The following is a 23,896-nucleotide window of genomic DNA, read 5'->3' on the forward strand; positions in this document are numbered from 1 at the left end:
ATTAACCTCGGTTCATAATGATTCCCGTCTGCACCCGCTATTTTCGCAGGATCCGGTTTTGTTCCGGATAATAATCCTCTCTGCTGATTTGCCGAAAAAGTGGTACCCGGAACCTCCCTCACTGAGGATATCCAGGAGCTCATCAGGACGGCTTACGAGATCTCCCCCAAGCACGGATACGCCACGCCGGAAAAAGGCGTCAGGAAGCATACTGGCAGTTGGTCCGACAACAATAATCTGTGCTCCCTGATTTGCACAAGCAAGAATTGGTTCCAGCGAGTGAAAAAGCAGGGAGGTCCCGGTGATAACCAGCAGGTCAGCCATAGGGACGACTTCTGCGGTTCTTTCAACTGGTACCCAGAACGGCATCTCATCATCTTTGAGGGTCCGGGGATCCATCTCAATAACCGAGAATGGTTTTTCCCGCTTTTTAAGCCGCGCCAGTATCGGTACCAGCGCTCCTATTACCACAACATGTGCATCATCAGGGATCTCAATCGTCTCAAGGGCATCTGATCCGCGTTCAATAGTATAATTCTTTGGAGGATTCCGCTCCCAGCAGGACGCGGACATGGCATTCACAATCGCTATTCCAACGGCCCGTTTCACCGGACTCTCATCAAAAAGAGAATCCAGGAAATCTGCGACCGATCGTTCCCTGAATTTTCCGGAACAGGGCAGAGCCCTCAGGGAACTCGGGCAGCAGACTGCCTGGGGAATTTCCTTAATCGGTGTGAAACAGATACCTCCCGATCCATTGCTCAGTTTCACACCGGTAAAAAATATGCCAATCGCTACCCGTTCGACAGTGAGTTCAGCAAACTGATCCGATAGCCGGGACCGTAGTTCTGCGACCGTTTCTTTAAGGATAGCTCCTTGTTCAGGAGACTCCCCCGGTACAAGAAGACGGTTCTGTCCTGCAGCTGGATATTTCACTGACACGACCTGCACCCGCATGATTCATTCTGTCCGGGCAACGGACTGCACCCTTCCGGCACCTTTTCTGCAAGGTGCACATGGGAGGCCCCGGAGCTGCCGGGTATGGTGATCCTTTTTGTGATCACCAGACCTTTTGTGAACATCCCGTTGGCAAAATCTTCCGGGTGACAGAGCGGATGCCCATAACTTTGAAAGGAACGATCGAGTTCCCGGATACCTGAGGATCCTGTTCCGCAGACCGGCCCACAGAACCAGTGATTGGATACAAAAAGTCCCCTTGGTCTCAGGCTCGACGCTACCTTTCCGAAAATCATGGGGAGTGCAGTCCGGAATTTGTAGAGATGGTGGGAAATGATCACGATATCATACCCGGTACCAGGATCGTTATGCATAATGTCTCCGCTAACAACCCTAATCCTGTCCTCCATGCCATAATTCCGGATAAACTCCCGTGTCAGATCAATTACCCGGGGCTTATCGAGCACCACCGCCCGAAGGTCAGGATTTTGCTGGCAGGCCGCAATAGCATATAGCCCGTGCCCGCCCCCGATATCGAGAAGTTTTTTTGCAGCTCCGAAACCTTCCCATGCTGCAATCAACCGGGTTACTTCCTGTACCTCCCCACGGAGGGAACGTTCCCCCATCGCTTTGAGGAACTGCAGGTCCGGTCCTTTGGAAGACCCGGTATTTTTCGGGGCAAATCCAACCAGTGTGTCATTCAGTGCGCTCCATGGGCCGTTTTCATCAGCCGCATTGAGAATCCAGTTCCCCTGGTATGCCGGACTTTTTTGTACCAGCAGTCTGGCTGTAATTTTGGTATTCTCAAACCGGTCATCCGTTTCCTGGAGAAAACCAAGATCCACGAGAGTCTGGAAAAAACTCCGGGTGAACATGCCATTGATGGACAGGGTGTTCCCAAGTTCCTCACAGGGTGTGGAACCGTGCACGTCCAGCCATTCAAACAGGCCGAGCTCAAGTGCCGCCCTGATAACCTGGTAGGTTTTGTATCCATCGACGATCGTATCGATCGAGGAGATTTCTTCCCCGATTTTAATATCTTTAATGTCAGGGTTCATTTTCATACACCGGGCTTATTTTGAACCGGAACCAGAAATTGTCGCTTCCAGTGTCATCGGGTATTCCGGTTTTTTTGGATGCCGGCACCGGTACTTGCCGTTTTTCATGGGGATGCACACATGCCGGCCGGCGTTGTTACTGTATTCTATCCTGACATCGATCCCATAGGTGTGCCTCAGGTTCTCCTCAGTGATGACTTCCTCAGCGGGACCGTAGACCATAAATGTGCCGTGTTGCATGATGGCGACATTATCGGAAGTGAGGAATGCATGATCCGGAAAATGCGAGCTCATAATCACGGAGAGGCCGCTGTCTGCAAGCTGGTCGATAATATCGAGTACCCGTATCTGGTTACCAAAGTCAAGATGCGATGTCGGTTCATCAAGCAGAAGGATGGATGGCTCCTGCGTCAGGGCCCGGGCGATCATGGCAAGCTGATATTCCCCGCCGCTGATCTCATTCACCGGTTTATCTGCAATCTTCCTGATACCGACAAGATCAATCTTCTCGTCGGCTTTTGCATAATCCACTTTTCCCGGGGAAGAGAATGCAGCAAGGTGAGGCGCTCTCCCCATCAGGACAAATTCCTGAACGGAAAAGGGGAAGATGATCTCATGCGCCTGTGGGACGTACCCGATTTTTTTCGCGACATCAATCTGTTTCAGCTCTGACATGTCCTCCCCGAAGAGCCGGATTGAGCCAATGTCGACGCGATAAAGATTTGCAAGGCACTTGATGAGGGTTGATTTGCCGATCCCGTTCGGTCCAAGAATACAAAGGACCTCCTTGTCAGAGAGTGAAAAAGAGATATCTGAAAATACCTGCTTCCCCCGCGGGTATGCGTACCCTGCCCTGTCCACTTCGAGGATCATGTCCATCCCACCGAACGCTTGCTGAGTAAGTAGGCAAAGAACGGAGCACCGATAATTGCGGTAAGGATGCCAAGGGGGATTTCAGCACTGGTGAGATTCCGGGCAATGTCGTCGATAATCAGCATATAGGATGCGCCCAGAAGAAAGGTAACCGGCATGAGTTTTTTGTAATCCGGGCCTACGAGCATACGACCGAGGTGGGGAACAATAAGGCCTACCCATCCTATAATTCCGGCAATGCAAACGGCACCGGCAGTAATCATTGTAGAACAGAGAATTATGAACTGGGACATGCGTTTCGTATCGATCCCAAGAGCCCGTGCTTCATCGCCACCGACTGCGAGAAGATTGATCCGCCACCGAATGAGGATGAGGATTGCCGATGCGACCAGAATGGGTGGGGCTATCATGAGAATGTCCGTGTATCTCACTGAAGCAAGGCTTCCCATCAGCCAGAATTCTATGGCCGGCAGTTTCTCATAAGGATCAGCAACATACTTGGTAAACGAGATCAGGGCGGAGAAAAAAGCTGCAACAATTATTCCTGAAAGGACGAGGATGAGCGTAGGTGTTGTCCTGTAGAACCGGCTGAGGAGGTAGGTAATAACCACAGCCAGAATACCAAAACAAAATGCCGAGACCTGGATCATAATGGCTCCGAATCCCAGGAGAATAGCAAGCGCTGCCCCGAACCCGGCTCCTGACGATACCCCAAGTATATCCGGGGATACAAGGGGATTTTTAAAGAGTCCCTGATACGCTGCCCCGGCAATCGCGAGTCCTGCACCTACGAGTACAGCCGCGATCACCCGGGGCAGGCGGATCTGGTAAATAACGTTCTCTTCCGTCGCAGTCCAGGTAGGATTGATGTGGATGATATTGGCCGGCAACAGGTTTAGAACCGGTGCTACAAGGAGTTCGATAACATGGACCGGGGAAACATCGTAACGTCCTAAAAAGAGGGATACAACGAACAATATCGGGAGGATGCTGAAAACGAGGACTGTTGTTACAATAGGGATCCGGACAAGCGATATGATTTTCTCTGATATCGATGAGATACAGGTACGGATCGTATTCATCGAACAAAACCTCATCAGACTGTATTGATTGGGCAGACAGACCTGGAAATCCGGGTACTGAGGTCTTTATTTCGAAACTCTATTCCTCCATTACCCTGTTTTAATGGAAAAATTGCATTGAGTTTTTTGTAGCTAAACCTCATTTTGTCTGCAGAACTCATAGATTCCAGTAATTGTTGAGCTCAGGATTATTTTAAGTTATTGTTTTTTGTTTAATTTTTTTAAAAGTTAATTGAAAATATTTATTAAATCGCATTCTTAACAATAATGGATAGTGAAAGTTCCGGGAATACGATCAGAATCCGGTTTTCATCATAAATTTCCAGGACCGTAATCTCATGCACGGGGAATGGCAAATGAAATCCCTCGCTTCTGGATGGAGCAGGATGGTAATAGGTAGCAATCAATGAGTTGTCAGTGAGGTGTATAATGGGGAAGAATAATGAGCAGGGGATCTATGCAGGCGTGGACATCGGATCTTTAACGACAAAATCTGTGATCATGGATGAGGGGAGGGTAATCGGATCCCGTATATTGCAAACGGGGATATTCCCTGAAAAGAGCGGAATGGAAGCCCTCCAGAAGGCACTTGATTCGATCGGTCTGGATCAGAAAGATATCAGGTATACCATTGCAACGGGTTATGGCAGGATTTCAGCTAAGTATGCGGATGATACTGCCACAGAAATTACCTGTCACACAAAAGGGGTCTTTCACCTTAATCCGTCAGCAAGAACTATCATCGACATGGGTGGGCAGGACTGCAAAGTAATCCGCCTTGATGAATCCGGGAATGTAACCGATTTTGTTATGAATGACAAATGTGCCGCGGGTACCGGACGTTTCCTTGAAGTAATAGCATCAGTTTTTAAAGTCAGCCTGGATGATCTCGGTCCGATGGCACTGGAAGGAAATGAATCAGTCCCGATAAGCAGTACCTGTACGGTTTTTGCGGAATCAGAAGTGATTTCCCTGATGGCTCGCGGTGAGAAACCTGAGAATATCCTTCGGGGGATTCATAATGCAATCTCAAACAGAGTGGCGGGTATGGCGTTCCGGGTGGGTGTTGAGAAAGATATTTTCTTTTCAGGAGGTGTCGCTAAAAATGCCGGCATGAAAGTTGCGCTGGAAGATGCATTCCATGAGAGTATTGTGATTCCTGAATTCGATCCCCAGCTTGTCGGAGCCCTGGGGGCAGCGGTACTTGCCAGAAATCTTGGTTCTGAGGTTTGATTATGGTACTTAAAACCCTTCAGAAAATACAGCTGGCGGTTGAACGGAGGCCCCGTGAAATTGATGCGGCAAAAAAGGATGGGCAGAAAGTCCTGGGATGGATTGGGTACACCATGCCGGAAGAGATCATTCATGCATCAGGTATGATCCCGTTGAGACTGGGCAAAGGGGGGGATGATCGGCTGGTTGAGATCGGGTCCCGGTACATTTCCACACAAAATTGCGCATTTATCCGTGCAAGTGCAGGTCTGTTTGCAGAAAATAAAGATCCCTATGTGCAAAAGACTGATGCGGTCGCCTTCGATACTACCTGCATGCAGGTTTACCGACTCGGGGAAGTCACCAAATATTATTTTAAGAAAAAAACTTTTTTCCTTGGGGTTCCAAGGAATTTCCAGACTCCTCAGGCACGGGAATATTTTTTCAGAGAAGTTGAGGCGTTCACCCGCCAGCTGGAAGAGTTTTCGGGAAAAAAAATCACCGGCAGCGCGCTTGCAGCATCAACAGGATTGTACAACAACATTCGCGAAGCGATCAAAAAGCTCTATGCATATGCAGCTCACGATAGTCCTCAGATAATCACGTGGCATGATGTGTATCAGGTCGTCCATGCCGGATATTATCTTGACCGGCAGGAATATCTTGCCCTTCTGCAGAATTTGGTACGCGAAATCGGGGAGCTTCGTGGTACCGGAGAAGCCGGAAAACCTTCAAAGGGTGTCCGGATTCTCCTCTCGGGAAGTGTCATAGCCCCGGGAGATACCAAATTGATCGACATCGTAACCCAGCTGAAAGGGAATATAGTCACGGACGATCTCTGGTCGGGGTTGGATCCGTACCTTAAGGTGGATATCCGGGAACCCTCGCTGAAAGGGATTGCTGATGCCTATATGGATCGCATCCTCCCTCCCGCAATCCCCCACCTTGACCAGAGTACGGATATACGGCTCCAAAACCTTAAACGTGCGGTTACCGAGAGCTCCGCGGATGGAGTTATCTATCACAGCCTGCGGTATTGCGATTCCGTCACGTTTAAAGGAATCGAGATGAAGGATTTTCTCAATAACGAAGGAATTCCGTTCCTTGAGATACATACTGAGTATGCAAAATCAGATATGGAAGCTATCCGTACGCGTTCGGAGGCATTCATTGAAATGGTAAAATTCAGGAAACGGGCGGGAGGGAAGGTATGAACGGGTCAGGTTCCGCATTTCAGTACCCAGAAGAAGTGAAACCGCTTTTTCTGGAAACAGAGGATCTGGTTTTTGGAGATGGTACATGTATCACTACTGAACAGATGTGGGACTTCATGACAAAGGAAGGTCCCGCGCGATACCCGTATGCCTTCAACACGCAGGCCTCGTTCGGCGGACAATTGTCCGGGGATGTAACGTTCCTCAGCGGGATTAAACAGAATTACCTGTCCCTGACCCACATGGATCGGATCCGGGACATGCATGAAAAAGGAAAACCGATTGTTATCGTACGGGGATGGATTACTTCTGAGCCCTATTATGCTGCTGGATGCATTTCGGTCGGTCCTCCCTTTCCACGGGGGTGGATGCTCCAGCAGCTGACCGGGCAGGACTTCAGGCAGGCCAACATCAGGGGAATGGCATTGCTTGAAGAGGCCCGGCAGAACCTGACCATAGAGTCCTGCAACCTGGTTGCATACCTGGCGCTCCTGAAGAAAAACAAGCTGCCGGTCAGTGCGGTCGCCCCATGCCTCTGTACCGGCTGTTCGGATATGGCCTATGCTACGGTCGCATGCCGTACCGGGCCCATCAGGGTTCCCACGTTTTTTATGGATTATCCGGTCAACCATGGCTACGGAGAATGGCGGATAAATTATCTTAAAACGGAGATCAGGGAGTTAACCGAAAAATTAGGGGGTATCTCCGGAAAAACAGTAACTGATGAAATGCTGGAGGCTGAAATAAAATGTGAAAACCAGGCACGGCGTATTGTCAGGGAATGCCAGAAGATCTGGTGGAATGCAAAAGTTCCCCCGACAAACAGTATAGATAATTCATTCGTTCATCTCGGGAGTATGGGCGCCTTTGATTATACCGTGGCGATCCAGGTTCTCCAGGAGTATCTGAGAGAAATACAGGGCCGGGTCCAAAAAGGGATAACGGGAACTGGCATCAGCTCTGATCCAGCCCGGCTGTTTATCTGCGGTTCATGCGTTCACCCGAATCCTGCCTTTATCGATAAGAAAGGAGGGGTCATCGTTGGCAAAGACGATCAATGGAGTGTCATGACCATGGATGTAAAGGAATCCGGTGACCCGTATGAAAATCTGGCTCGGGCAATCTCATCCCACCCCTATGAGCGGCCGACCGAGGAACGTGCGGAATGGACAGTGGAACAGGTCAGGGATTCCCGGGCAGACGGTGTCATTTTCATGTACAACTGGGGATGCAACTACCAGAGTGCAGTTGCCGGGATGATCACCGATATCATAAAAGAACGTACCGGGCTTCCGGCCATTTGTATTGAGCTGGGAGAACTCACGAGAATGGAGTCGCTCGAACAGTCCCAGAACCGGGTCGAGGCCTTCATTGAAATGCTCAGGTAATGTCCTTTTTGATCTCTCACTCTCTTTTAAAAACACGCCTTTACCAGGGCAGGATGGAGAATCATGTATTGTTCCAAATCTGTAAAATATAGTTAACATCGTATCATTAACAAAAGGCAATTGTTAAATATTCTCCATTATAATTTGTATGTTAGCATGGTGGGTTTGTGCTGCTTCGTGTCCGGCACCGCCACGCAGTAATCTTTCACGAATTATTCAGAGGAAATTGTATGGATTATCTCAAACGTTTGCCAACAGGAAAAACCGAAGATGCCGTTTCACCCGTGGTTGGTGTGATGCTGATGCTTGTCGTCACCATCATCATTGCGGCTGTCATCAGCGGTTTCGCGGGAGGACTTATGGGGAATGCCCACAAGTCCCCGACGCTCCAGATGGATGTAAAGATTTCGAACTCAGGATCCTGGTATGGAAGCGGGTTTTATGCCAATGTGCATGGTGTAAGCGAACCCATATCGACCAAAAACATCAAATTAGTAACCAGTTGGACGGCCTACAACACCACTACTCAAACTTCTGTAACCGGTGGTAACACATCGATAGGTGGTGTCGTTAATTCCTATTACTATATAACCCAGAAGCAATACATCGTTATCCCAAATGCTGTGCCATCAGGATTTGGTGTGGGTATTACCAATGAGTCCTCAGCTGCGCAGGATTCGGATCCTGATATGCTCCCTGCCCAGATGTTTGGTAATTATACGCTGATGCAGGGAACAAGCATGATTGCCCAGCCGGAAGGGGCCAACGGACCCGGAATTTCCACGAGTGAGGGATCGCTCCTCGGCGGGTATGGTGTTCTGACTCCCTTCCAATATTCAAACGACCCGGGCAGCTATAATGGACCCGGATCTGGCCAGATCGATCCCATGCAGGCAGTACTGGGAACCGGATGGGAGAACCTGAGGGCCGGAGACACGGTATCGGTTAAAATCGTCTATGTACCGACCGGGCAGACAATCTTCTCGAAAGATGTCGCCGTAGTGGAGGACTGAGATCATGGCAAAAAAGACCAATGAACATGCAATTTCGCCGGTTGTCGGCGTGATGCTGATGCTTGTCGTCACCATCATCATCGCAGCAGTCGTGTCCGGGTTTGCCGGGGGCGTTGTGGGTGGACAGAAAAAAGTTGCACAGGCAACGATCCAGGGGCAGTACAGCGTCTCAAATGGCCTGCAGATCATCCACGCGGGGGGAGATCCTCTTCCACTCAGTGATATTGTCTTCATGATAAAGGATGGCGACACGTTCGGTCAGAACATGGAGGAGCGGACTACCCAGATCCTCAATATGTCAACCATATCGAATTCACAGGGAACATACGTCCAGAATGCCACCGATTTGGGTTATTATGTCAGTTCGTTCAATCCCGGGGATACGTTCTACATGACCGGTGCGAATACCACCTGTAACATCCTACAGACAATGAATGCACCGTACCCCTGGACCGTGAATTCTGATGGATATACGTACAGCGGTACCAAGACAATGTTCTGGCAGCTGTGTATCCGGAACAACAACAACGTGGGGAAGCAGTTCATCCTTGAAGTGGATGACAAGTCAGGACATGTTATCTCCAGTAACCTGGTTACCATCTCCCCATAGAACAGAACAACGTACAGCGAAAAGAATCAGTGATGAGGATCCTGGGTGGTCATCATCCCCCAAAAATCATTCATTTTTTTTCTTGCCCGATAGTAGGGGTATAAGCAACAGGTTTTTGTCATCATCAGATACCCAGGAGTCCGGGAGTACCTTCGCCATCCCACTATCCCGATGGTGACACGAAGGGTTTTGTCAAAATACAGGGTATACGGCAACAAGCATAACGAGATTATTGTAGTCCGTAAGAACTGACCTGATAACGGTCCTGTACGGCAATTTGCTCCGGTGTGCCCTGCAACACCGGACGGGAATCCCGGAAAATGATCAGCTATCCTTATCCCACCATATTTTTGCCTGGTACGATATCCCCCTGAGAATGTAGCGCCCGTTTTCATGGTGCAGTTTACGGGTGAGGAACTCCCTCAGGACCGATATCTGTTCATCTGTTTTCAGCCTCAGTCCCGCGGACTGATCGGCCACGGCTTCTTCGATACTGGAGAACCCGTTGGTATGTTCCTCTTTTGAGATTTCGACATTGGCATAGATGCCCATCTGGTTTAAAAGGTTGAAGATAATATTCGGTTTTCTCGTTTCCTTGTGGGGAACCTCAAAGAGCTTCTCCCAGATCTCCCCGTAATTCCGGCGCCAGGGGGACTGCATGTCGGCAAACCAGAAGATATACACGTATTTCCCGGAAGCTGCATCCATCTTCAGCAATGCATCCCTGAGATCGGGAACTCCCAATGAATACGAAGCCACGACGACATCATACGGGGACTCCAAGTCCGTCGCAATATCGACATCCTCCCATTTCTTCTGCAGGATCTCGATGTTCCGGATACCTGACTGGCTGATATTCTTCCGCAGGCAGTCTGCCATGCCCGGGGACGGTTCGACCGCGGTAACGTGCCGGGCAATACCTGACAGCGGAACGGCAAGGGTCCCGGGACCCGCCCCGATGTCCAGCACCCGTGATTCCGGCGTGATCTGCATGGCATGGATCCGCCCCCATGACCCTTTCCAGTTGTCCGCTTTTGCCATGCGGCTGAATTTTCTGCACCGTTCCGGTTCCGACCATCGTTCAAGGCAGGTGACGAATTCCTCTTTTCCTCTCCGTTCAGGCCCCGGGTCATTCCAGGCCTCGTTCCAGTCAATCTCACTGATGTCAGTCATGAAAAATCCCCGCGTACCTTCAGACAGCATGGCTGAACAGAGGGTTCACGATACCGGTCGCATCCGGTCACACTTCAATAATTATTTGTGTTTAACAAATTTAAAATGTTTAACAATAGTGACGTTTGCAGGTTCATGTTCGTAGCGAGACACACCGTTCGTTAAGCAGGAGATCCGGATTACGATAGAGGGACACGCATAATTTTTTAAAGCAGGACTATTCCGGTTTCTTCTCGCCATCATTTTTCCTGATGACCATCCAGAACCCGGCATTGTCGCTGATGATTTGGTAATCGCTGATCCCGGCCGCTTCTATCGATGCCTCGATCTCCCCGGGCAGGAACTTCCGGAACCGGGTGCATGCCGGGTGATCCGGATCGTCCACGATCCCCCGCTCCTTCCGCTTGGCAAGGACTTCTGCCTTAATCTGTGATGTTCCGCCCCCCCACCAATGTACGCGGTACCTCCCGGCTTCATTACGCGGAGGATCTCCGTGAACGCGGTCGGGAGATCCTGCCAGAAGTGATAAGACCCCAGGCTCACCACAAGATCGAACGCCCCGTCACCAACAGGGATCGCATGGACATCCGCGATTACCGGGATAACACGTAGTGGAAGCCCCCGGGCTTGAACATTCTGCATGGCAAGAGCGTGCATCTCCCGTGAACTGTCGAGTGCTGTCACACGAAGATTCGACAGAAGTGCGATGGCTATCGCCAGAGGCGCCGGTCCTGACCCCACGTCGAGGCAGGTGCCCGTGGTGATCCCGGTCCGGTTGAGAATCTGGTTGGCAATGACCGGGTAGATACGGGCAAACGTGGTTCGCGTAAACTCGTCGTACTGCCGGGCATCATCAGCAGTCTTCCAGAATGGATCGGATATTCAGTCATAAGTGGTCGCAGATAGGAGTGAGGACCAGCCTTCTATTCTCCCGAGAACTGAAAACGAGCATAATACCATGTAATTTCGTTGTTCTTTTCATTCGGTAGTCACCGGGCTTTCCTTCCCGAACCATGCCTCGCTTTCATGAGCGGCAGCAATCATCCGGATAGTATAGCGATCTGTCGGGTGCCTTAAAATCTGTGAAGTTGCTCCCTGCTCGACAATTCTTCCTTTATGCATGACGGCAATCCTGTCACTCATCTTCTCAATTACCTGAAGATCGTGGGAGATGAAAAGCAGGGTAAGTTGCCGTTTCTGTTGTATATCTTTCAGCAGGCTGAGCACCTGTGCCTGCACGGACAGGTCCAGGGCCGCAGTCGGTTCGTCGGCCACGATAAATGTGGGGTTAAGGGCAAGCACACGGGCCAGTGCCACGCGTTGTTTCTGTCCCCCGGAGATCTCGAATGGGTAGCGGGAGGCAAGCTCCGGCTGGAGCCCCACAAGTCCGAGCAATTCCGGAATCCGATCCTCCATCTCCCGGGCCCCGGCAAGACGCCATATTCTGAATGGTTCTGCCACGCAGTCATGGATCGTCATCCGGGGATTAAGCGAGGTATCCGGGTCCTGGAAGATAATCTGCATCCGCTGGCGGAACTGCCTCAGGGCAGACCGTGAGAGTGAGGTCACATCAACGCCATCGAACCGGACCGTTCCACTTGAGGGCTCGATCAGCCTGAGCGCGATCCGGCCAAGCGTAGTCTTCCCGCTCCCGCTCTCGCCAACAAGCCCGAGGGTTTCACCGCGCCGGATGGACAGGGATACGTCATCCACTATCAGACTTTTCTGTTTCCGGAAAAAGCCCCGCGTGTAGTATTTCGTGATATTCGCCAGTTCAATCATAGTGCAGGCACCGTACCTGGCGCGGACCTCCGCTGTTTTTCAGGAGAGGGTGAATCCTGCGACACTGATCTGTTGCAACAGGGCACCGGGTAAAAAACCTGCACCCGTCAGGTAGCTGATCCGGCGGGGGACTCATACCGGGTATCGGGTGGAGTCCTGCAGAGGGATGCGAAGCGATCAGGCCCTGGGTATACGGATGCTTCGGCATTGAAAGTACTTCGCTCACCGGTCCCGTCTCAATGATCTCCCCGGCATACATCACAGCGATCCGGGTACACAGGAATGAGGCCGCTCCCAGATCATGGGTGATGAGAAGGAGCGTCCTCTGGTCTGCCAGCTGGTTTTTTATAAGCTCCAGCACCTGTAATTTTACCTGGGCATCAAGTCCTGCCGTCGGCTCATCGGCTATTACCAGTCGTGGATTGCAGATGAGCGCGATCGCGATGAGGATTCGTTCTTTCATTCCTCCCGAAAACTCATGGGGATAGCGCTTTCCTGCCCATCCTGGATCATCGAATCCCAGCAGACCGAGAAGACGGGATGCCTCATTTTGCGCCGCATTCCGTGAAAGGATTCTGTGGACCAGGAGAGATTCTGCAACCTGGTCTCCGATTCTCATAACCGGGTTGAGGGCACTCGCAGAGTTCTGTGCGATCATGGCGATTTCCCGTCCCCGTATCTGCTGCATCCCGCGAGGTGTGAGGGACAGGAGTTCGAGATCATTGTATCGTATCGTTCCGCGGATTTCAGCATTTCCCGGGAGGAGACCCATGACGGCCATCCCAAGAACGGTCTTACCACATCCCGACTCTCCTATCAGTGCAAGGCGGTCTCCGGAATTGAGTGAGATGTCGACAGCATCCACTGCCCGTATCCTGCCGGAACCGGAGGGAAACACTACTTGTATTCCGGTAAGAGAGATCATTCCCATACGGGCGCTCCTTTGCGGGGCATCGGTTGGCAAGGATGACTCATATCCGGTTCACCCCGACCTTCGGGTTGAATTTTTCCTCGAAACTATAGCCGATCATCGCAAGGGCAAGGGAGATGCCGATGACCGCGATACCCGGAGGGAGGAGCCACCACCAAAGCCCTAGGGCAAGACCCCCGGACGAATACGAATTCTGGATCATCGTTCCCCAGTCAACCGTTGTCGTATCCCACAATCCGATAAAACTCAGTCCCACCCCCATCACCAGCAGGTGCTGGGAAGAGGAGACGAATTTTACCATGATCACCGGCATCACGTTGGGCAGGATATGCCGGAACATGATGTGAAAGTCCGAGGCGCCGATTGCACGTGCACCCTCCACGAAATATGTCTGTGAAAGCGAGAGCACCTGCGCCCGGATGATACGTATGCCATAGATGCTACTGAGAATCCCCATCAGGATACTGATCTGCAGGACGCCCGGAGAGAAAAACGTGGTAAGGACAATGAGGAGAGGAAACATCGGGATCGGCATTACTACGTCGATGGATCGCGATACAATCTCATCGAGCAAACCCCCGTAATACCCGATGATAATCCCCAGGCTGGTGCTAATCGATACGGACAAAAGGGCGGAACAGAATCCAAAAAGCAGGGTGATGCGTGCCCCGTAAATAAGCTGGCTGAAAATATCCTGGCCAAGATCATTTGTTCCCAGCAGGTGCCCGTTACCCGGATGTTGCAGGGGCTTACCGGTAATTTCCGTTGGCCCGAAGGAAGTGATCAATGGTGCAGAGAAAGCGACTGCAAAATAAGCACACAGGATCGCAACACTCACCCACAGGATCATCATCCTAGACATCTTTCCCCCTCCTGATCCGTGGATCGATCATGGAAGAGAGGATGTCAGCAATCAGCATCGCTGCGATCGAGAGCAGCGTATCCAGAATGAAGATCCCTTCAAGGAGCGGCAGGTCGCGCAACCTGAGTGCTTCTGTTGTCAGAAACCCGATTCCGGGCCAGGAAAATACCGTCTCGATAAACACATTTCCCATGATGATCGCAGCAAACTGGAATGTGGTTATCGTGATCATGGGGAGAAGAGCATTTTTCAGCGCATGGTTCCAGAGGATCCTGGTCTCCGAGAGCCCTTTTGCCCGTGCGGTGGTGATATAATCCTCGCCGATGACCGAGATCATTGAGTTCCGCATAACGTAATAGTTCCCGGTTGCGATGAAAAATGTCATAAGGGCAATGGGCAGGATCGCATGGTAAAGGATATCCGGGATACTGATCCCCTCGTACAATATGTTGATGCTGGAATATCCGCCCAGCGGGAACCACCTGAGATAAAACCCGAATATCACCACCGCCATGATCGCCCACCAGAACTCCGGGATCGCCCGGATCACGATCATGACATTGAAGAGGGCGAGATCTTTTTTCCCACCGGATTTCCAGCCAGACCATGCACCAAGCATAGTGCCGGTAATGATACCCAGAACGGTTGCCGGCAGCAGGATAATGAGCGACCAGAAGAGTTTTTCCGTTATCAGGGGTAAGATCGGCACGCTGTAGGCATAGGAATACCCCCACTGACCCTGCAGGATATTGGAAATATACAGGACATACTGATCGGTCAGCGGAAGGTTCAGGCCGAATTGCTGGTAGAACTGGTCAACCGTCTCCTTCGGGAGGGTGTTGGTCAGGGAGAGCAGGTAATTGGTGATGTAATCTCCAGGCATCAGGTGCAGGAGAAAGAACGTGATGGTGACGCTGACAAAAAACGCAGCACCGCTATAGCCGAGTCTTTTCAGGAAGTACTTCCCTGAGATCATACGACTTCCCTTATGGTGTGCGATCCAATCTCAACCAGATTCATTAGCTGTTCCTGTGATTCCTTTCTCGTCCGTTAAAAATCCGGACATGAAGGGAAATGCGCTCGATCTTCCCAAGCAAAAGAATGGATCCTGATGCAGCATCCCCATCTCCTTTTCAGGTATTACGATGGCTTCACCGGTGTCAGGTTTGTCAGTACTTTCGGATCGAGAATAGTATGATACCCCGGGCCGATGTCCCACCCGGTGAACCGGTCCGTCCGGTATGCAACAATGGTATCAGTAGTGCACACCGGGACGCTGGGAATATCCCTGGCGAGTAGTTCCTGCATCCGGTAAGCCAGCTGCCTGATTTTGGTCTGGTCGGGAGTATTCTGTATTTCGGCGACGAGTGAATTGTATTCCGAATCATTGTAATTATAATAATTCATTTCCTGCAACGGCGTGTGGGCAAAATCCATCATTGCATCGGCATCATCGTGCAGCATGACAGGGAACCCGTCGAAGAAGACCGGGTTATCATTGACCGCATTCCGATACTGGGTCTGGTCGTCATATGAGACCGTGCTAACGGTAATTCCCAGTTTTGCCCAGTCATTCTTGATGACAGTCACAATCTTCTGCTGGTCCACAGACGAACCATGTCCTCCAAGGGGGATGGTGACTGTTACAGGCTTGCCATCCTGGCCTGTAAGAACCCCGTCGGCGCTGCGGGTAAAATTCGCCCCCGCAAGAATTTCCACTGCCTTCGTCAGGTTGTAATCGTACATCCCCACTTCAGCCGGGTTGACGTAATCCCCGGCAAGGTTTTGGATTAAGAATGTGGTTTCGGTAGGCTGCCCGGTTCCGAACAGGGAACTGACAGTCTTCCTGTCAATGGCGTGACTCATTGCGTGGCGGAACGCGGATATATTTGCCGGATATTGATCCATATTGAATGCGAGTTCATAGGCTCCCGTATCGTTGATCGTATATAACCCGATATTGTTCTCGCCCGCAAGGCTTTGCGCTATTGCGGGGGTGATACCACTTACAACATCAATCTCGCCATTTTTGAGTGCCAGAACCTGGCTGTCTTTATTGGTTATCACTTTGAGAATTATACCGGAAATTTTGGGTTTCGCACCATAATAGAGATCATTGACTGTATAATGGAAGTACCCGGGTTCTGCACCGGCAAATTTAAAGGGACCCGTTCCGATGAACTGCGTATCCTGGTAGTGCTGGGGATCGGTAATATTCTCCCAGAAATGTTTGGGGGATATGGAGATTCCCGGCGTATGCGAGATCTGATCGAGGAAGCCGGAATACGAGGTCTTCAGGGTGAATACTGCCGTATAATTATCGATACACGTAATAGTCTGGACATCCCCGAGCACAAAGCCCATGGTAAGGTTGTAGGATTTCATGTAATCATTAGTGAATTTTACATCCTCACAGGTGAAGGGAACGCCATCATTCCAGGTTGCATTTTTTACCAGGTGGAATGTCCATGTCTTTGCATCACTGGAAATATTCCAGCTCTCTGCAAGAGACGGATCAAACTTCCCGTTCAGGTCCTTGATTACCAGCCCCTCGTAGGCCAGGCCACTGGCCGGCACACCACCTTTCTGCATGTTGCTCGTAGAGGAAAGGGAGGAGGGGGAGTCCACCGGAATGATGACATCAGATGAGGTTATTGGCACCGGACTTGATCCGGACTGGGACGTTGAATTGGCAATACAGCCGGCAATACTGCAGAAAATTACGATACAGGACAAACCTATGACAGACAGGAACGCTACGCTGCGTTCCTTTTGTTGAATCGGATTTTTCATAGCGGACCTCGGAGGAACGAAAATACTTGAATGTAAGAGAACATTCGTATCCTGCGTTATTTAACTATTTTTGTTTAATTTTTGTAAAAATTAAGCATAATACTAAAACTTAATATCCCGCGGGTCAATTTCTATCCTTACGGTATTGGCATGATCACCCGTCATCACCTCTCCCTCACCCTGCTCTGCATGCTCATCCTGTGCTGCGCATTTTTTCAGGGTAATCTGATCTGGCTGGGATTCGTGATCATTGGAGCGGAGATGGGCGCCATCCTCCCGGACATCCAGATGAAAAAACCCTCACGGTTCCGGTCCCTCACGTTTGCCTATTATATCACACGGCTCACTACCAGGCTTTACGTACCCGTTATGATTGCTGTATACGGTTCTCTCGAGGAGAAATCGTTTGATCCAAAAGACAAGCGGCTGACCCACTCCCTTCCGGGAATTACATTTATTTTTCTGGGTTTTACTGCCATCCTGACCATTCCCGATATTCTTTCAGGAAGCACGGCGATCGATCTCCTCATAGAGATATTTCTCGCAGGACTTGCTCTTGGCCTGCTCCTCCATCTTGTCCTGGATCTCTGTACACGGAAGGGGATCTCCCCGTTCTTCCCCTTCAGCACATACCACATACGGGGATCTATCCGGCCCTGCGATGACGGGGATCGCCGGATCCTGTATTTCCACTTCACCTGCATCCTGGTCCTTGCCGGGATGATCGCCCTGGTGATCCATGAACCGGCCAGCTCAGACCTGATCCGGCCGGTCGGTCTTCTCGGATCCGTTCTCTGTACCGGTACGATGATACTCTTCTCACGGAGAGACGGGCCCGGGGATGCACGATATACCCGGCGCGGGATGGAGGAGGGGGCCGGGCCCCTCACCCCCCCATTCCCGTAATGATCCCGACGATCTGCTGCGCCGTGACCGGGTCCAGAACCTGTGCGAGCACTATCCCCTCTGCCGTTGCGATGAAACATTGTATTTTCTCTCTTTTGTGTAGCATGATCCCTCAGAGACACACAAAAGATTGTCACAGAACTCGTTTATAATCCTGAAAAATATGCGTAACTATCTGGGCCTGAACCTGTGCACCGGGGTATCCAGTTCTTGCTTCAGAAAGAGATACGAGGTATATTCCATGGACAAAAAAAATCTTGGTATCATTATCGCAGTGGTATTCATAGTGATAATTGTTGCAGGTTACGTGCTCGACAGCCGGCAAACGCATCAGGTAACCCCGCAGTCATCGGATCGATCCTCATCGTTACCGGCAGCAAAAGTATCCCTGTCAGCAACTGCCTCGGGTACAATTCCGGCAGACCAGTCGCCGGTCGAATCGGACAGCCTGGAGAATGGAACGATTACGGCAGACCAGGCCGGCATTCTTGCCCGCAGGGCATTGCCCGAACTGGACCCGGACCAAGTGAATATCACGAACAACCCGGGAGACCAATTCAGCCAGTCCTCTTTCGTGTTCGATCTTCTCAAAAACAACGAAAGAATCGGCCAGGGGGAGTTGGATCCCCGGACCGGGAGCCTGGTATGGTATGCGATTCCGGTCAAACGTCTTGGCCGCCCGGCAAGCCCGGCCATCGCCACCGGCACAGCCCGGATCACTTCCGACAATGAGATCAGGAACCGCAACGGCGTTCTATCTCTCAACATGAGTGAAGAACGGTACGATCCTATCGGTATGCCGGATTCCGGCGTCGCAGGCGCGTATGTATTCGTCTATGATCGTCTCGATAAGAAATATCCCTGCGACAGTGACGGATTCACCGTTGACGTAGACTCCGTATCGGGCAGGGTGATCGAATACCGGAAGACATGGATCCAACCCCCGGGAAACATCTGTTGACAGGTAATCGATCACCGGCTGGCACGGGAATCGTAACCGGGAATCCTTTTTTAAGATATTTTTTAATGGGAACCTTGCCCAGGGTGGCCTGGGATGCCAGTTCATGTTACCTGTGGGCGTCTGGATTGTCGCCGTGCCCGTAATCCATTATACGGCCGGGACCTGTTGGGCTTGAGGACGGGGGTAAGCCGGGTCGGGCCTGTCAGATCTTACTATCGCAGTAACTTCCCGGGTCAGAGAGTAGCGGATTCTCCTGCCATCCGGTTCAGGGCAGGCGATCTTATCTGCTACAAGGAGGTGCATGTGATACCAGAGGGATGGCCCGGATATTCCAACAATTTTCTGGAGCTCCGTTTTTGCAATAACGGGATGATCTTTCAACGTGATGATGATCCGGTACCTGATGAGATTATCAGAATGGGTGATTATCTTCTGTTCAAGTGGCGAAAACCCGTTCATTCGCAGGAAATACCGGGTAAACCCGCCATCTTTCACTTCAGTAACCATTCTCAGGGACTTCAGCTGGTTCAGGTGATAATAGAGGGTCCCCCGGTTGATGCCGGTTCCCCGCATGATTGAACGGAAGTGCAGGCCGGGATGCATCCGGATAAAATCGACGAGATCTTTCCGGACGGGATTGTCGAGCAGGTTTTTTCCTGTCAGCTGACGGAAACCAAAGACTGCTAGGAATCCTATACCCAGGAATATGGCAATCTCTACGCCCTTGCCGAGCAACGGGGAGATCATCCTGGCGTAATGCAGGATCACAATCGGGAGAGGGTGGAAGATGCGGGGCACACCCTGCACCGATGGATCACCCCAAAGAGCCAGGGTAAGGGAATTGAGGATCGCATAGGCGCAGGCGACGGCAACGGTTGCCAGGAAAATATATTTTATAACCGATCGCATACGCCGGATCATAGTGCTTCCAGGTTCCCGTAGTTCTTTTTTGAGATCCAGATATTAAAATTAATCGATAAAATTTTGTCACATAAAATTTAAGAGGATTTTATTTTTATCATAATATCAGAACATGAACCTCTATCGAACTGAAGTCCGGATAAAAAAATTCTGGGTGAAAACATGAAACATGAATTTTCAAAACTATTGATGATGCTTGCCTGTTTAAGCCTCATCTGTATCGCGAGTATACCAATTGTCAGCGCAGCGGATTCGGCTGACCACAGTACCCGCATGGTTCAGGCAGCTCCTGACCAGGTGGATAAGATCAACCATCTCTGGGGCTTCTGATATCACTATTGGGGATTACATGGAGCAGGTCCATCCCGAGCAGCTTGCTGGCGTCTCTGACGAAGTCATAAAAGAGATGCACCAGCGAAAGATGCACTGGCCCGAAGATAACGGGGTAACCCCGAAAACCGTGCAGCCGGATTCGACTCTTGCAACACTGACGGTACACGGTGACCTGACGATCTACACGAATCACATCTATTTCAGCAGTTATTCCTCCTGTACGCAGTCGGCATCGTATATCTACGTGGAATCGTTCCTGAAGAACGCAGCTGACAGCACGGTAGGTTCCACATCAGGATCGACATCGGGATCCTATGTCTCGGCATACAACAATGTGGCATGGCCGGCGGCAGGATACTACCATGTTCATTCCTGGGGATATACCATCACCCCGAGCACTGAGGGATCAGATCATTCTGCGTCCAAGTATTTCGCAGGATAATTTCCTTTTTTTGAAATTTTTTTAATATATAACAACCTCTTAACAGATTACAGTAAACCAATAGGACAGGATAAGGACAGGATACTCATGCAGGAAAGATCGCAGGAAGGATGGCCGGGACAATCCCGTTTTGCGACCGTACCCGATTTTTTTCCGGGTAACCGGCCCTGTGATAATTATCCGGTGAACGGGATCAGGAAACGTGCCGGAATTTTTCTCATGGGGCTCTTCTGGTTTACCGCGCTCTTCTCCCTGCATGCCAGTGCTCTTGCCGGGCATGAGATCCTGATCCATTCACCGAATATTACCGCAGATGAAAGTTCTCCCGACCATTACGAATATTCCGGTTTCTTCGCTCTCGATGGTTCAAACCTGGTCTGGATGAATACTTGGGCCGAGAGAAAGATTGAGGAGAAATGTGTCCTGAACCGTATTTACCTGATGAATCTCACTGATAATTCCATCGTAATGATCTCCGGGACCCCGGGAATCCATCAGGAGTCTGAGTTCAGGCCTCCCGTCGCAGTCTCGGGACGGTATATTGTCTGGAGTGAATTTGGCAGGGACGATCTCTTCCTGTACGATGCAACCCGCGGGAGGGAAACCGCCCTGACTTCCGATGGATCAGCGCCCGACCAGCAATTGCAGAATGCGTTTCCGGATATCGACGGGGATCGCGTGGTTTGGGCGAAGAGGAAACCGTATCTGTCTTCCAATGATCAGGATATCGTCTTCATGAACCTGACTACGGGAACCCGGCAGAATATCAGTACCGCTGCCGCTGACCAGACGGATCCGTCGATCTCCGGCTCACGGATAGTATGGACCGATAAACGAAACGAGCCGGGCGGGGGGGATATTTATCTGTACGATCTTGGAACAGGAATAACGCAGCCGATCTGTACTGAACGCGGCCTGCAGCAGAAACCAAAAATTTCCGGCACTTCGATCGTGTGGATGGATTACCGTAACGGAAAACCTGCCGTTTACCTGTACAACATTTCATCCGGCACTACCATCCGTATCAGCAGGGATCTTTTCGTGACCGATGCACCCCTGCTCTCGGGGGATCTCGTCGTGTGGCAGGAGTATTCTGATTTCGACCTGCGCGATGAGCGGGCCGGTACGATTGTTGTCTATAATACGATCTCCGGCGTGCGTGAAATACTTCCGGTAAATACCACTCATCCCCAGCTTCTCGCCGTTGGCCAAAACCGGATCGTCTATGCTGATCCCGATTTCAAGACCCTCGATGAGGGGTTTGTCCATCTCTTTGTAATGGACGTTCCGGTATCTGCACCGGTTTCCCTGACGGATGTCACGTCACCTCCAGGCCCGGCACAGGAAAAAACAGTAACAGATCCAGTACCTGGGAAGACAGAAAACCATGCTGCGACTGCTTTTCCGGGTGCGGTTCCATTTTCCATCGGAGTGGGGATTCTTCTCTGCCGGATCATGAACGGTCGGTCAAAAAAATAAGACGGGTTTCCTGGAAAGTAAAATCAAAAACCGGGAACCTTTTCACTCCCGGGGGTATTTGTTTACCCACCCGAACGATCGGTGCCGGAGATGTTTTCCCGATCAGGTACCATGTTTCCCTGCCACGCGAGGCCAGTCAGGAACCGGTTTTCATTGCCATCGCAGGTGGGAATGAGGTTGTTTGTATCGTTACCCGCCCCGGGATCGATCATTTCCCTTTTTAAAAAAATTCACACAGGTTCGCTTCAGTCGATCTTCTCGTAATACCTCATGTTCCCGCACGCAGCACACAGCCCATCCGCCCCGACAGAATAATCCGGCACCATCTCACCGCATTTCGGGCACGTGACGGCCTTCCACTTCTTCTTCCCTTCCACCTTTACCCTGACACGTTCGCTGGAAAGAATTGCCCGTCCGGCAGCGAAGATCTCATCGAAGAGCTGGTTGTTCATGGTCTTCTTGTCAAAACCGGGGCTATTGGTGAACCAGGTCTGGATGGTGGGATACCGGGACAATTTCTTTGGATCCACGTACACCCGGACACCATCCGAAGAATCCCCGGCCGAAGCCCGGTTGACCGTAATGGCAAACTTGCCGACATTGACAATCCGGAGCCGGTTGTTCCCGTACGTGGCATGGGCGATAACCTGGAGGGCATCGGGGGCACACTTGTGCGTCTCGCAGACCGCATAGAGCTTCTCATCGGGTCTGGCTCCAAGCTGTTCAAGCGCATAATCGACCATGAAGGCGCCGATGAGGAGACCGGGCGCCGGGAAGGAGTGGAACGCGATGCACCGGTTCAGGTACTCGCGGACCCGGGGGTCCACGTCATAGTCTTTCATGCGGGCATTCAGTTCGTCAAGGGTGTATTCCCGGCCGTGCGCAGGGGAGTGTTCTTTGGTATTCATACGGTTCCTCTCTTCTTCCAGGATACCATTGAGTGAGCTGCCATGGGCAGAATACTCTGCGGTCTTGGATTCCCGGTATAATTTTCCCCATGAAAGATATGATTCAGATAAGGAATCATCCCACATCAGGCAGATCACAATCTGCCAGAGGATTATTAATTAATTACATTTAACTATTTGTAAAAATCAAACAAATTCCCAAAACTTATAAGATCAAAGATGCTACAGAATGATGATCATTATGGGCTCCCAGAAGGACGTGATGGCCCTCTTCGCAGAGAGGGATCTCCGCCAGTTGTTTTCCGGTACCGACGGATGGAATATCGAACCAGTACTCCGGTCTGCGGGAACTTACTACCGCATTTCGCGGGACAAATGGGTAGGAGAGGAGGTTACCCTGGTTGCAGTCTCCTTCGATCCGTCACCGACGGATGATGTATTCGCCGCATTCGATAACCAGCCCGATGGCTGGAGTACCCGGACAAAGAAGTACCTGCTCGTCCCGCAGGCAGCCGATACCTCTGCTATCCCGCCCCACATCCGTGTCCTCCTGATGCAGGCATTTGCCTTCACTGAAGGAAAACTGGTCTGGCTGACAAAGAAGAAGAATGCCATGAGATTTGTCCCGCAGGAACTGGTAAAGGAAGAAAAAGCTGCAGCCTGAATCACCGGACAAGGCATACGGCAACGGGCCCGGCGTACCTTACATTAGTTTATCCTCCATTTTGCGCGTTATACAAAATACGGACACTTTAAATTTTTTATAAATATTCAATCGGCCAGTATAAGGAATTTCCCTCAGCCAACCTGATCGGAATTCATTTTTTTCTCTCACCGGTTGTTAACATCACATAAAAATCAGGATCGCGTGTTAATCACTTGTAAAAATCAGATCTTGTGATTAATTTATTCCACTTTACCGTCTGTGACTTAAACAATCTTTAATTACTGCCCTTGGTCAACTTTAGACTTAAGCAAATTTGATCAGAAAAATTTGT

At 50.8% G+C, this 23,896-nt stretch carries 25 protein-coding genes; 10 read left to right on the plus strand and 15 right to left on the minus strand.

Translation table 11 applies throughout. From position 1 onward, the window contains the following. Window positions 1–12 precede the first annotated feature (12 nt). The 4 genes from WBL42_RS07640 to WBL42_RS07655 are packed head-to-tail and all read right to left on the minus strand — an operon-like array spanning window position 13 to window position 3,970. Window positions 13–942, minus strand: coding sequence for a Rossmann-like domain-containing protein (locus tag WBL42_RS07640; RefSeq protein ID WP_424720683.1), 930 nt, complete (start codon window positions 940–942; stop codon window positions 13–15). Further along, on the minus strand, window positions 933–2,015 hold the full coding sequence (locus WBL42_RS07645) for a methyltransferase (protein WP_424720684.1): 1,083 nt from the start codon (window positions 2,013–2,015) through the stop codon (window positions 933–935). Before WBL42_RS07645 ends, WBL42_RS07640 begins: the two co-directional genes overlap by 10 nt. A gap of 15 nt (window positions 2,016–2,030) precedes the next feature. Then, the gene (locus tag WBL42_RS07650) at window positions 2,031–2,894 is read right to left on the minus strand and encodes an ABC transporter ATP-binding protein (RefSeq protein ID WP_424720685.1); all 864 of its coding nucleotides are present in this window, start codon (window positions 2,892–2,894) and stop codon (window positions 2,031–2,033) included. Next, a complete protein-coding gene (locus tag WBL42_RS07655) occupies window positions 2,885–3,970 on the minus strand; it encodes a FecCD family ABC transporter permease (RefSeq protein ID WP_424720686.1) in 1,086 nt (361 codons plus the stop codon). The genes WBL42_RS07650 and WBL42_RS07655 overlap by 10 nt, the downstream gene beginning before the upstream one ends. A 465-nt stretch (window positions 3,971–4,435) precedes the next feature. Between WBL42_RS07655 and WBL42_RS07660 the strand changes: the two genes are divergently transcribed. From WBL42_RS07660 to WBL42_RS07680, 5 genes are all read left to right on the plus strand, one after another. Further along, complete coding sequence (locus tag WBL42_RS07660; protein ID WP_424720687.1) at window positions 4,436–5,203, plus strand: acyl-CoA dehydratase activase; 768 nt, start codon at window positions 4,436–4,438, stop codon at window positions 5,201–5,203. 2 nt (window positions 5,204–5,205) lie between these two features. After that, on the plus strand, window positions 5,206–6,396 hold the full coding sequence (locus WBL42_RS07665) for a 2-hydroxyacyl-CoA dehydratase subunit D (protein WP_424720688.1): 1,191 nt from the start codon (window positions 5,206–5,208) through the stop codon (window positions 6,394–6,396). A gap of 116 nt (window positions 6,397–6,512) precedes the next feature. Next, window positions 6,513–7,784 (plus strand): 2-hydroxyacyl-CoA dehydratase subunit D, encoded by a 1,272-nt coding sequence (locus WBL42_RS07670; protein WP_424720689.1) that lies wholly within the window; start codon window positions 6,513–6,515, stop codon window positions 7,782–7,784. Between the two features lie 230 nt (window positions 7,785–8,014). Beyond that, window positions 8,015–8,797 (plus strand): type IV pilin N-terminal domain-containing protein, encoded by a 783-nt coding sequence (locus tag WBL42_RS07675; RefSeq protein ID WP_424720690.1) that lies wholly within the window; start codon window positions 8,015–8,017, stop codon window positions 8,795–8,797. Window positions 8,798–8,801: 4 nt separating this feature from the next. Next, window positions 8,802–9,407 carry a type IV pilin N-terminal domain-containing protein gene (locus WBL42_RS07680; protein ID WP_424720691.1) on the plus strand — a complete coding sequence of 202 codons (606 nt, stop codon included), beginning with the start codon at window positions 8,802–8,804 and terminating at the stop codon, window positions 9,405–9,407. A gap of 324 nt (window positions 9,408–9,731) precedes the next feature. Here WBL42_RS07680 and WBL42_RS07685 read toward each other — a convergent pair whose 3' ends face one another. The 8 genes from WBL42_RS07685 to WBL42_RS07720 form a co-directional block, all read right to left on the minus strand. Beyond that, the gene (locus WBL42_RS07685) at window positions 9,732–10,580 is read right to left on the minus strand and encodes a class I SAM-dependent methyltransferase (RefSeq protein ID WP_424720692.1); all 849 of its coding nucleotides are present in this window, start codon (window positions 10,578–10,580) and stop codon (window positions 9,732–9,734) included. A gap of 217 nt (window positions 10,581–10,797) precedes the next feature. After that, entirely contained in the window at window positions 10,798–10,965 is a 168-nt protein-coding gene (locus WBL42_RS07690; protein ID WP_424720693.1) for a hypothetical protein, read from the minus strand. Continuing rightward, window positions 10,893–11,321: a class I SAM-dependent methyltransferase gene (locus tag WBL42_RS07695; RefSeq protein ID WP_424720694.1), complete on the minus strand. Its 429-nt coding sequence runs from the start codon at window positions 11,319–11,321 to the stop codon at window positions 10,893–10,895. The genes WBL42_RS07690 and WBL42_RS07695 overlap by 73 nt, the downstream gene beginning before the upstream one ends. A gap of 237 nt (window positions 11,322–11,558) precedes the next feature. Then, the gene (locus WBL42_RS07700) at window positions 11,559–12,362 is read right to left on the minus strand and encodes an ATP-binding cassette domain-containing protein (RefSeq protein ID WP_424720695.1); all 804 of its coding nucleotides are present in this window, start codon (window positions 12,360–12,362) and stop codon (window positions 11,559–11,561) included. Further along, window positions 12,355–13,293 (minus strand): ABC transporter ATP-binding protein, encoded by a 939-nt coding sequence (locus WBL42_RS07705; RefSeq protein WP_424720696.1) that lies wholly within the window; start codon window positions 13,291–13,293, stop codon window positions 12,355–12,357. The genes WBL42_RS07700 and WBL42_RS07705 overlap by 8 nt, the downstream gene beginning before the upstream one ends. A gap of 40 nt (window positions 13,294–13,333) precedes the next feature. Next, on the minus strand, window positions 13,334–14,155 hold the full coding sequence (locus tag WBL42_RS07710; protein WP_424720697.1) for an ABC transporter permease: 822 nt from the start codon (window positions 14,153–14,155) through the stop codon (window positions 13,334–13,336). Further along, a complete protein-coding gene (locus tag WBL42_RS07715) occupies window positions 14,148–15,131 on the minus strand; it encodes an ABC transporter permease (protein ID WP_424720698.1) in 984 nt (327 codons plus the stop codon). The genes WBL42_RS07710 and WBL42_RS07715 overlap by 8 nt, the downstream gene beginning before the upstream one ends. Before the next feature lie 164 nt (window positions 15,132–15,295). Then, window positions 15,296–16,948 carry an ABC transporter substrate-binding protein gene (locus tag WBL42_RS07720; RefSeq protein ID WP_424720699.1) on the minus strand — a complete coding sequence of 551 codons (1,653 nt, stop codon included), beginning with the start codon at window positions 16,946–16,948 and terminating at the stop codon, window positions 15,296–15,298. A 150-nt stretch (window positions 16,949–17,098) separates the two neighbouring features. Here WBL42_RS07720 and WBL42_RS07725 point away from each other — a divergent pair, with 150 nt between their 5' ends. After that, the gene (locus WBL42_RS07725; protein WP_424720700.1) at window positions 17,099–17,854 is read left to right on the plus strand and encodes a metal-dependent hydrolase; all 756 of its coding nucleotides are present in this window, start codon (window positions 17,099–17,101) and stop codon (window positions 17,852–17,854) included. On the opposite strand, the gene WBL42_RS07730 is transcribed toward WBL42_RS07725, so the two are convergent. Beyond that, window positions 17,835–17,960 (minus strand): hypothetical protein, encoded by a 126-nt coding sequence (locus WBL42_RS07730; RefSeq protein ID WP_424720701.1) that lies wholly within the window; start codon window positions 17,958–17,960, stop codon window positions 17,835–17,837. The two genes, WBL42_RS07725 and WBL42_RS07730, sit on opposite strands and share 20 nt — an antisense overlap. A gap of 135 nt (window positions 17,961–18,095) precedes the next feature. Between WBL42_RS07730 and WBL42_RS07735 the strand changes: the two genes are divergently transcribed. Continuing rightward, window positions 18,096–18,815, plus strand: a complete 720-nt coding sequence (locus tag WBL42_RS07735) for a hypothetical protein (protein ID WP_424720702.1) — start codon at window positions 18,096–18,098, stop codon at window positions 18,813–18,815. Between the two features lie 147 nt (window positions 18,816–18,962). Here the strand turns inward: WBL42_RS07735 and WBL42_RS07740 are convergent, their stop codons facing one another. Beyond that, window positions 18,963–19,736 (minus strand): winged helix-turn-helix transcriptional regulator, encoded by a 774-nt coding sequence (locus WBL42_RS07740; RefSeq protein WP_424720703.1) that lies wholly within the window; start codon window positions 19,734–19,736, stop codon window positions 18,963–18,965. Between the two features lie 349 nt (window positions 19,737–20,085). Here WBL42_RS07740 and WBL42_RS07745 point away from each other — a divergent pair, with 349 nt between their 5' ends. Both WBL42_RS07745 and WBL42_RS07750 read left to right on the plus strand, forming a co-directional pair. Further along, window positions 20,086–20,511, plus strand: a complete 426-nt coding sequence (locus WBL42_RS07745) for a hypothetical protein (protein WP_424720704.1) — start codon at window positions 20,086–20,088, stop codon at window positions 20,509–20,511. A 183-nt stretch (window positions 20,512–20,694) separates the two neighbouring features. Then, entirely contained in the window at window positions 20,695–21,990 is a 1,296-nt protein-coding gene (locus WBL42_RS07750) for a TolB family protein (RefSeq protein ID WP_424720705.1), read from the plus strand. A gap of 245 nt (window positions 21,991–22,235) precedes the next feature. Here the strand turns inward: WBL42_RS07750 and WBL42_RS07755 are convergent, their stop codons facing one another. Next, on the minus strand, window positions 22,236–23,024 hold the full coding sequence (locus WBL42_RS07755; RefSeq protein ID WP_424720706.1) for an FmdE family protein: 789 nt from the start codon (window positions 23,022–23,024) through the stop codon (window positions 22,236–22,238). A gap of 103 nt (window positions 23,025–23,127) precedes the next feature. Between WBL42_RS07755 and WBL42_RS07760 the strand changes: the two genes are divergently transcribed. Then, entirely contained in the window at window positions 23,128–23,562 is a 435-nt protein-coding gene (locus WBL42_RS07760; protein WP_424720707.1) for a hypothetical protein, read from the plus strand. The last annotated feature ends 334 nt before the right edge of the window (window positions 23,563–23,896 follow it).

This window comes from Methanoregula sp. (genome assembly GCF_049686655.1).
GTDB lineage: Archaea > Halobacteriota > Methanomicrobia > Methanomicrobiales > Methanospirillaceae > Methanoregula.

Excerpts from the sequence above, each read along its gene's own strand:
- WBL42_RS07665 (WP_424720688.1), top strand. The coding sequence starts at position 5,206 with ATGGTACTTAAAACCCTTCAGAAAATACAGCTGGCGGTTGAACGGAGG.
- WBL42_RS07725 (WP_424720700.1), top strand. The coding sequence starts at position 17,099 with ATGATCACCCGTCATCACCTCTCCCTCACCCTGCTCTGCATGCTCATC.
- WBL42_RS07730 (WP_424720701.1), bottom strand. The coding sequence starts at position 17,960 with ATGCTACACAAAAGAGAGAAAATACAATGTTTCATCGCAACGGCAGAG.
- WBL42_RS07685 (WP_424720692.1), bottom strand. The coding sequence starts at position 10,580 with ATGACTGACATCAGTGAGATTGACTGGAACGAGGCCTGGAATGACCCG.
- WBL42_RS07740 (WP_424720703.1), bottom strand. The coding sequence starts at position 19,736 with ATGATCCGGCGTATGCGATCGGTTATAAAATATATTTTCCTGGCAACC.
- WBL42_RS07670 (WP_424720689.1), top strand. The coding sequence starts at position 6,513 with ATGACAAAGGAAGGTCCCGCGCGATACCCGTATGCCTTCAACACGCAG.
- WBL42_RS07680 (WP_424720691.1), top strand. The coding sequence starts at position 8,802 with ATGGCAAAAAAGACCAATGAACATGCAATTTCGCCGGTTGTCGGCGTG.
- WBL42_RS07710 (WP_424720697.1), bottom strand. The coding sequence starts at position 14,155 with ATGTCTAGGATGATGATCCTGTGGGTGAGTGTTGCGATCCTGTGTGCT.
- WBL42_RS07755 (WP_424720706.1), bottom strand. The coding sequence starts at position 23,024 with ATGTGGGATGATTCCTTATCTGAATCATATCTTTCATGGGGAAAATTA.
- WBL42_RS07650 (WP_424720685.1), bottom strand. The coding sequence starts at position 2,894 with ATGGACATGATCCTCGAAGTGGACAGGGCAGGGTACGCATACCCGCGG.
- WBL42_RS07645 (WP_424720684.1), bottom strand. The coding sequence starts at position 2,015 with ATGAACCCTGACATTAAAGATATTAAAATCGGGGAAGAAATCTCCTCG.
- WBL42_RS07735 (WP_424720702.1), top strand. The coding sequence starts at position 18,096 with ATGGACAAAAAAAATCTTGGTATCATTATCGCAGTGGTATTCATAGTG.
- WBL42_RS07715 (WP_424720698.1), bottom strand. The coding sequence starts at position 15,131 with ATGATCTCAGGGAAGTACTTCCTGAAAAGACTCGGCTATAGCGGTGCT.
- WBL42_RS07760 (WP_424720707.1), top strand. The coding sequence starts at position 23,128 with ATGATGATCATTATGGGCTCCCAGAAGGACGTGATGGCCCTCTTCGCA.
- WBL42_RS07700 (WP_424720695.1), bottom strand. The coding sequence starts at position 12,362 with ATGATTGAACTGGCGAATATCACGAAATACTACACGCGGGGCTTTTTC.
- WBL42_RS07655 (WP_424720686.1), bottom strand. The coding sequence starts at position 3,970 with ATGAATACGATCCGTACCTGTATCTCATCGATATCAGAGAAAATCATA.
- WBL42_RS07675 (WP_424720690.1), top strand. The coding sequence starts at position 8,015 with ATGGATTATCTCAAACGTTTGCCAACAGGAAAAACCGAAGATGCCGTT.
- WBL42_RS07720 (WP_424720699.1), bottom strand. The coding sequence starts at position 16,948 with ATGAAAAATCCGATTCAACAAAAGGAACGCAGCGTAGCGTTCCTGTCT.
- WBL42_RS07745 (WP_424720704.1), top strand. The coding sequence starts at position 20,086 with ATGGAGCAGGTCCATCCCGAGCAGCTTGCTGGCGTCTCTGACGAAGTC.
- WBL42_RS07705 (WP_424720696.1), bottom strand. The coding sequence starts at position 13,293 with ATGGGAATGATCTCTCTTACCGGAATACAAGTAGTGTTTCCCTCCGGT.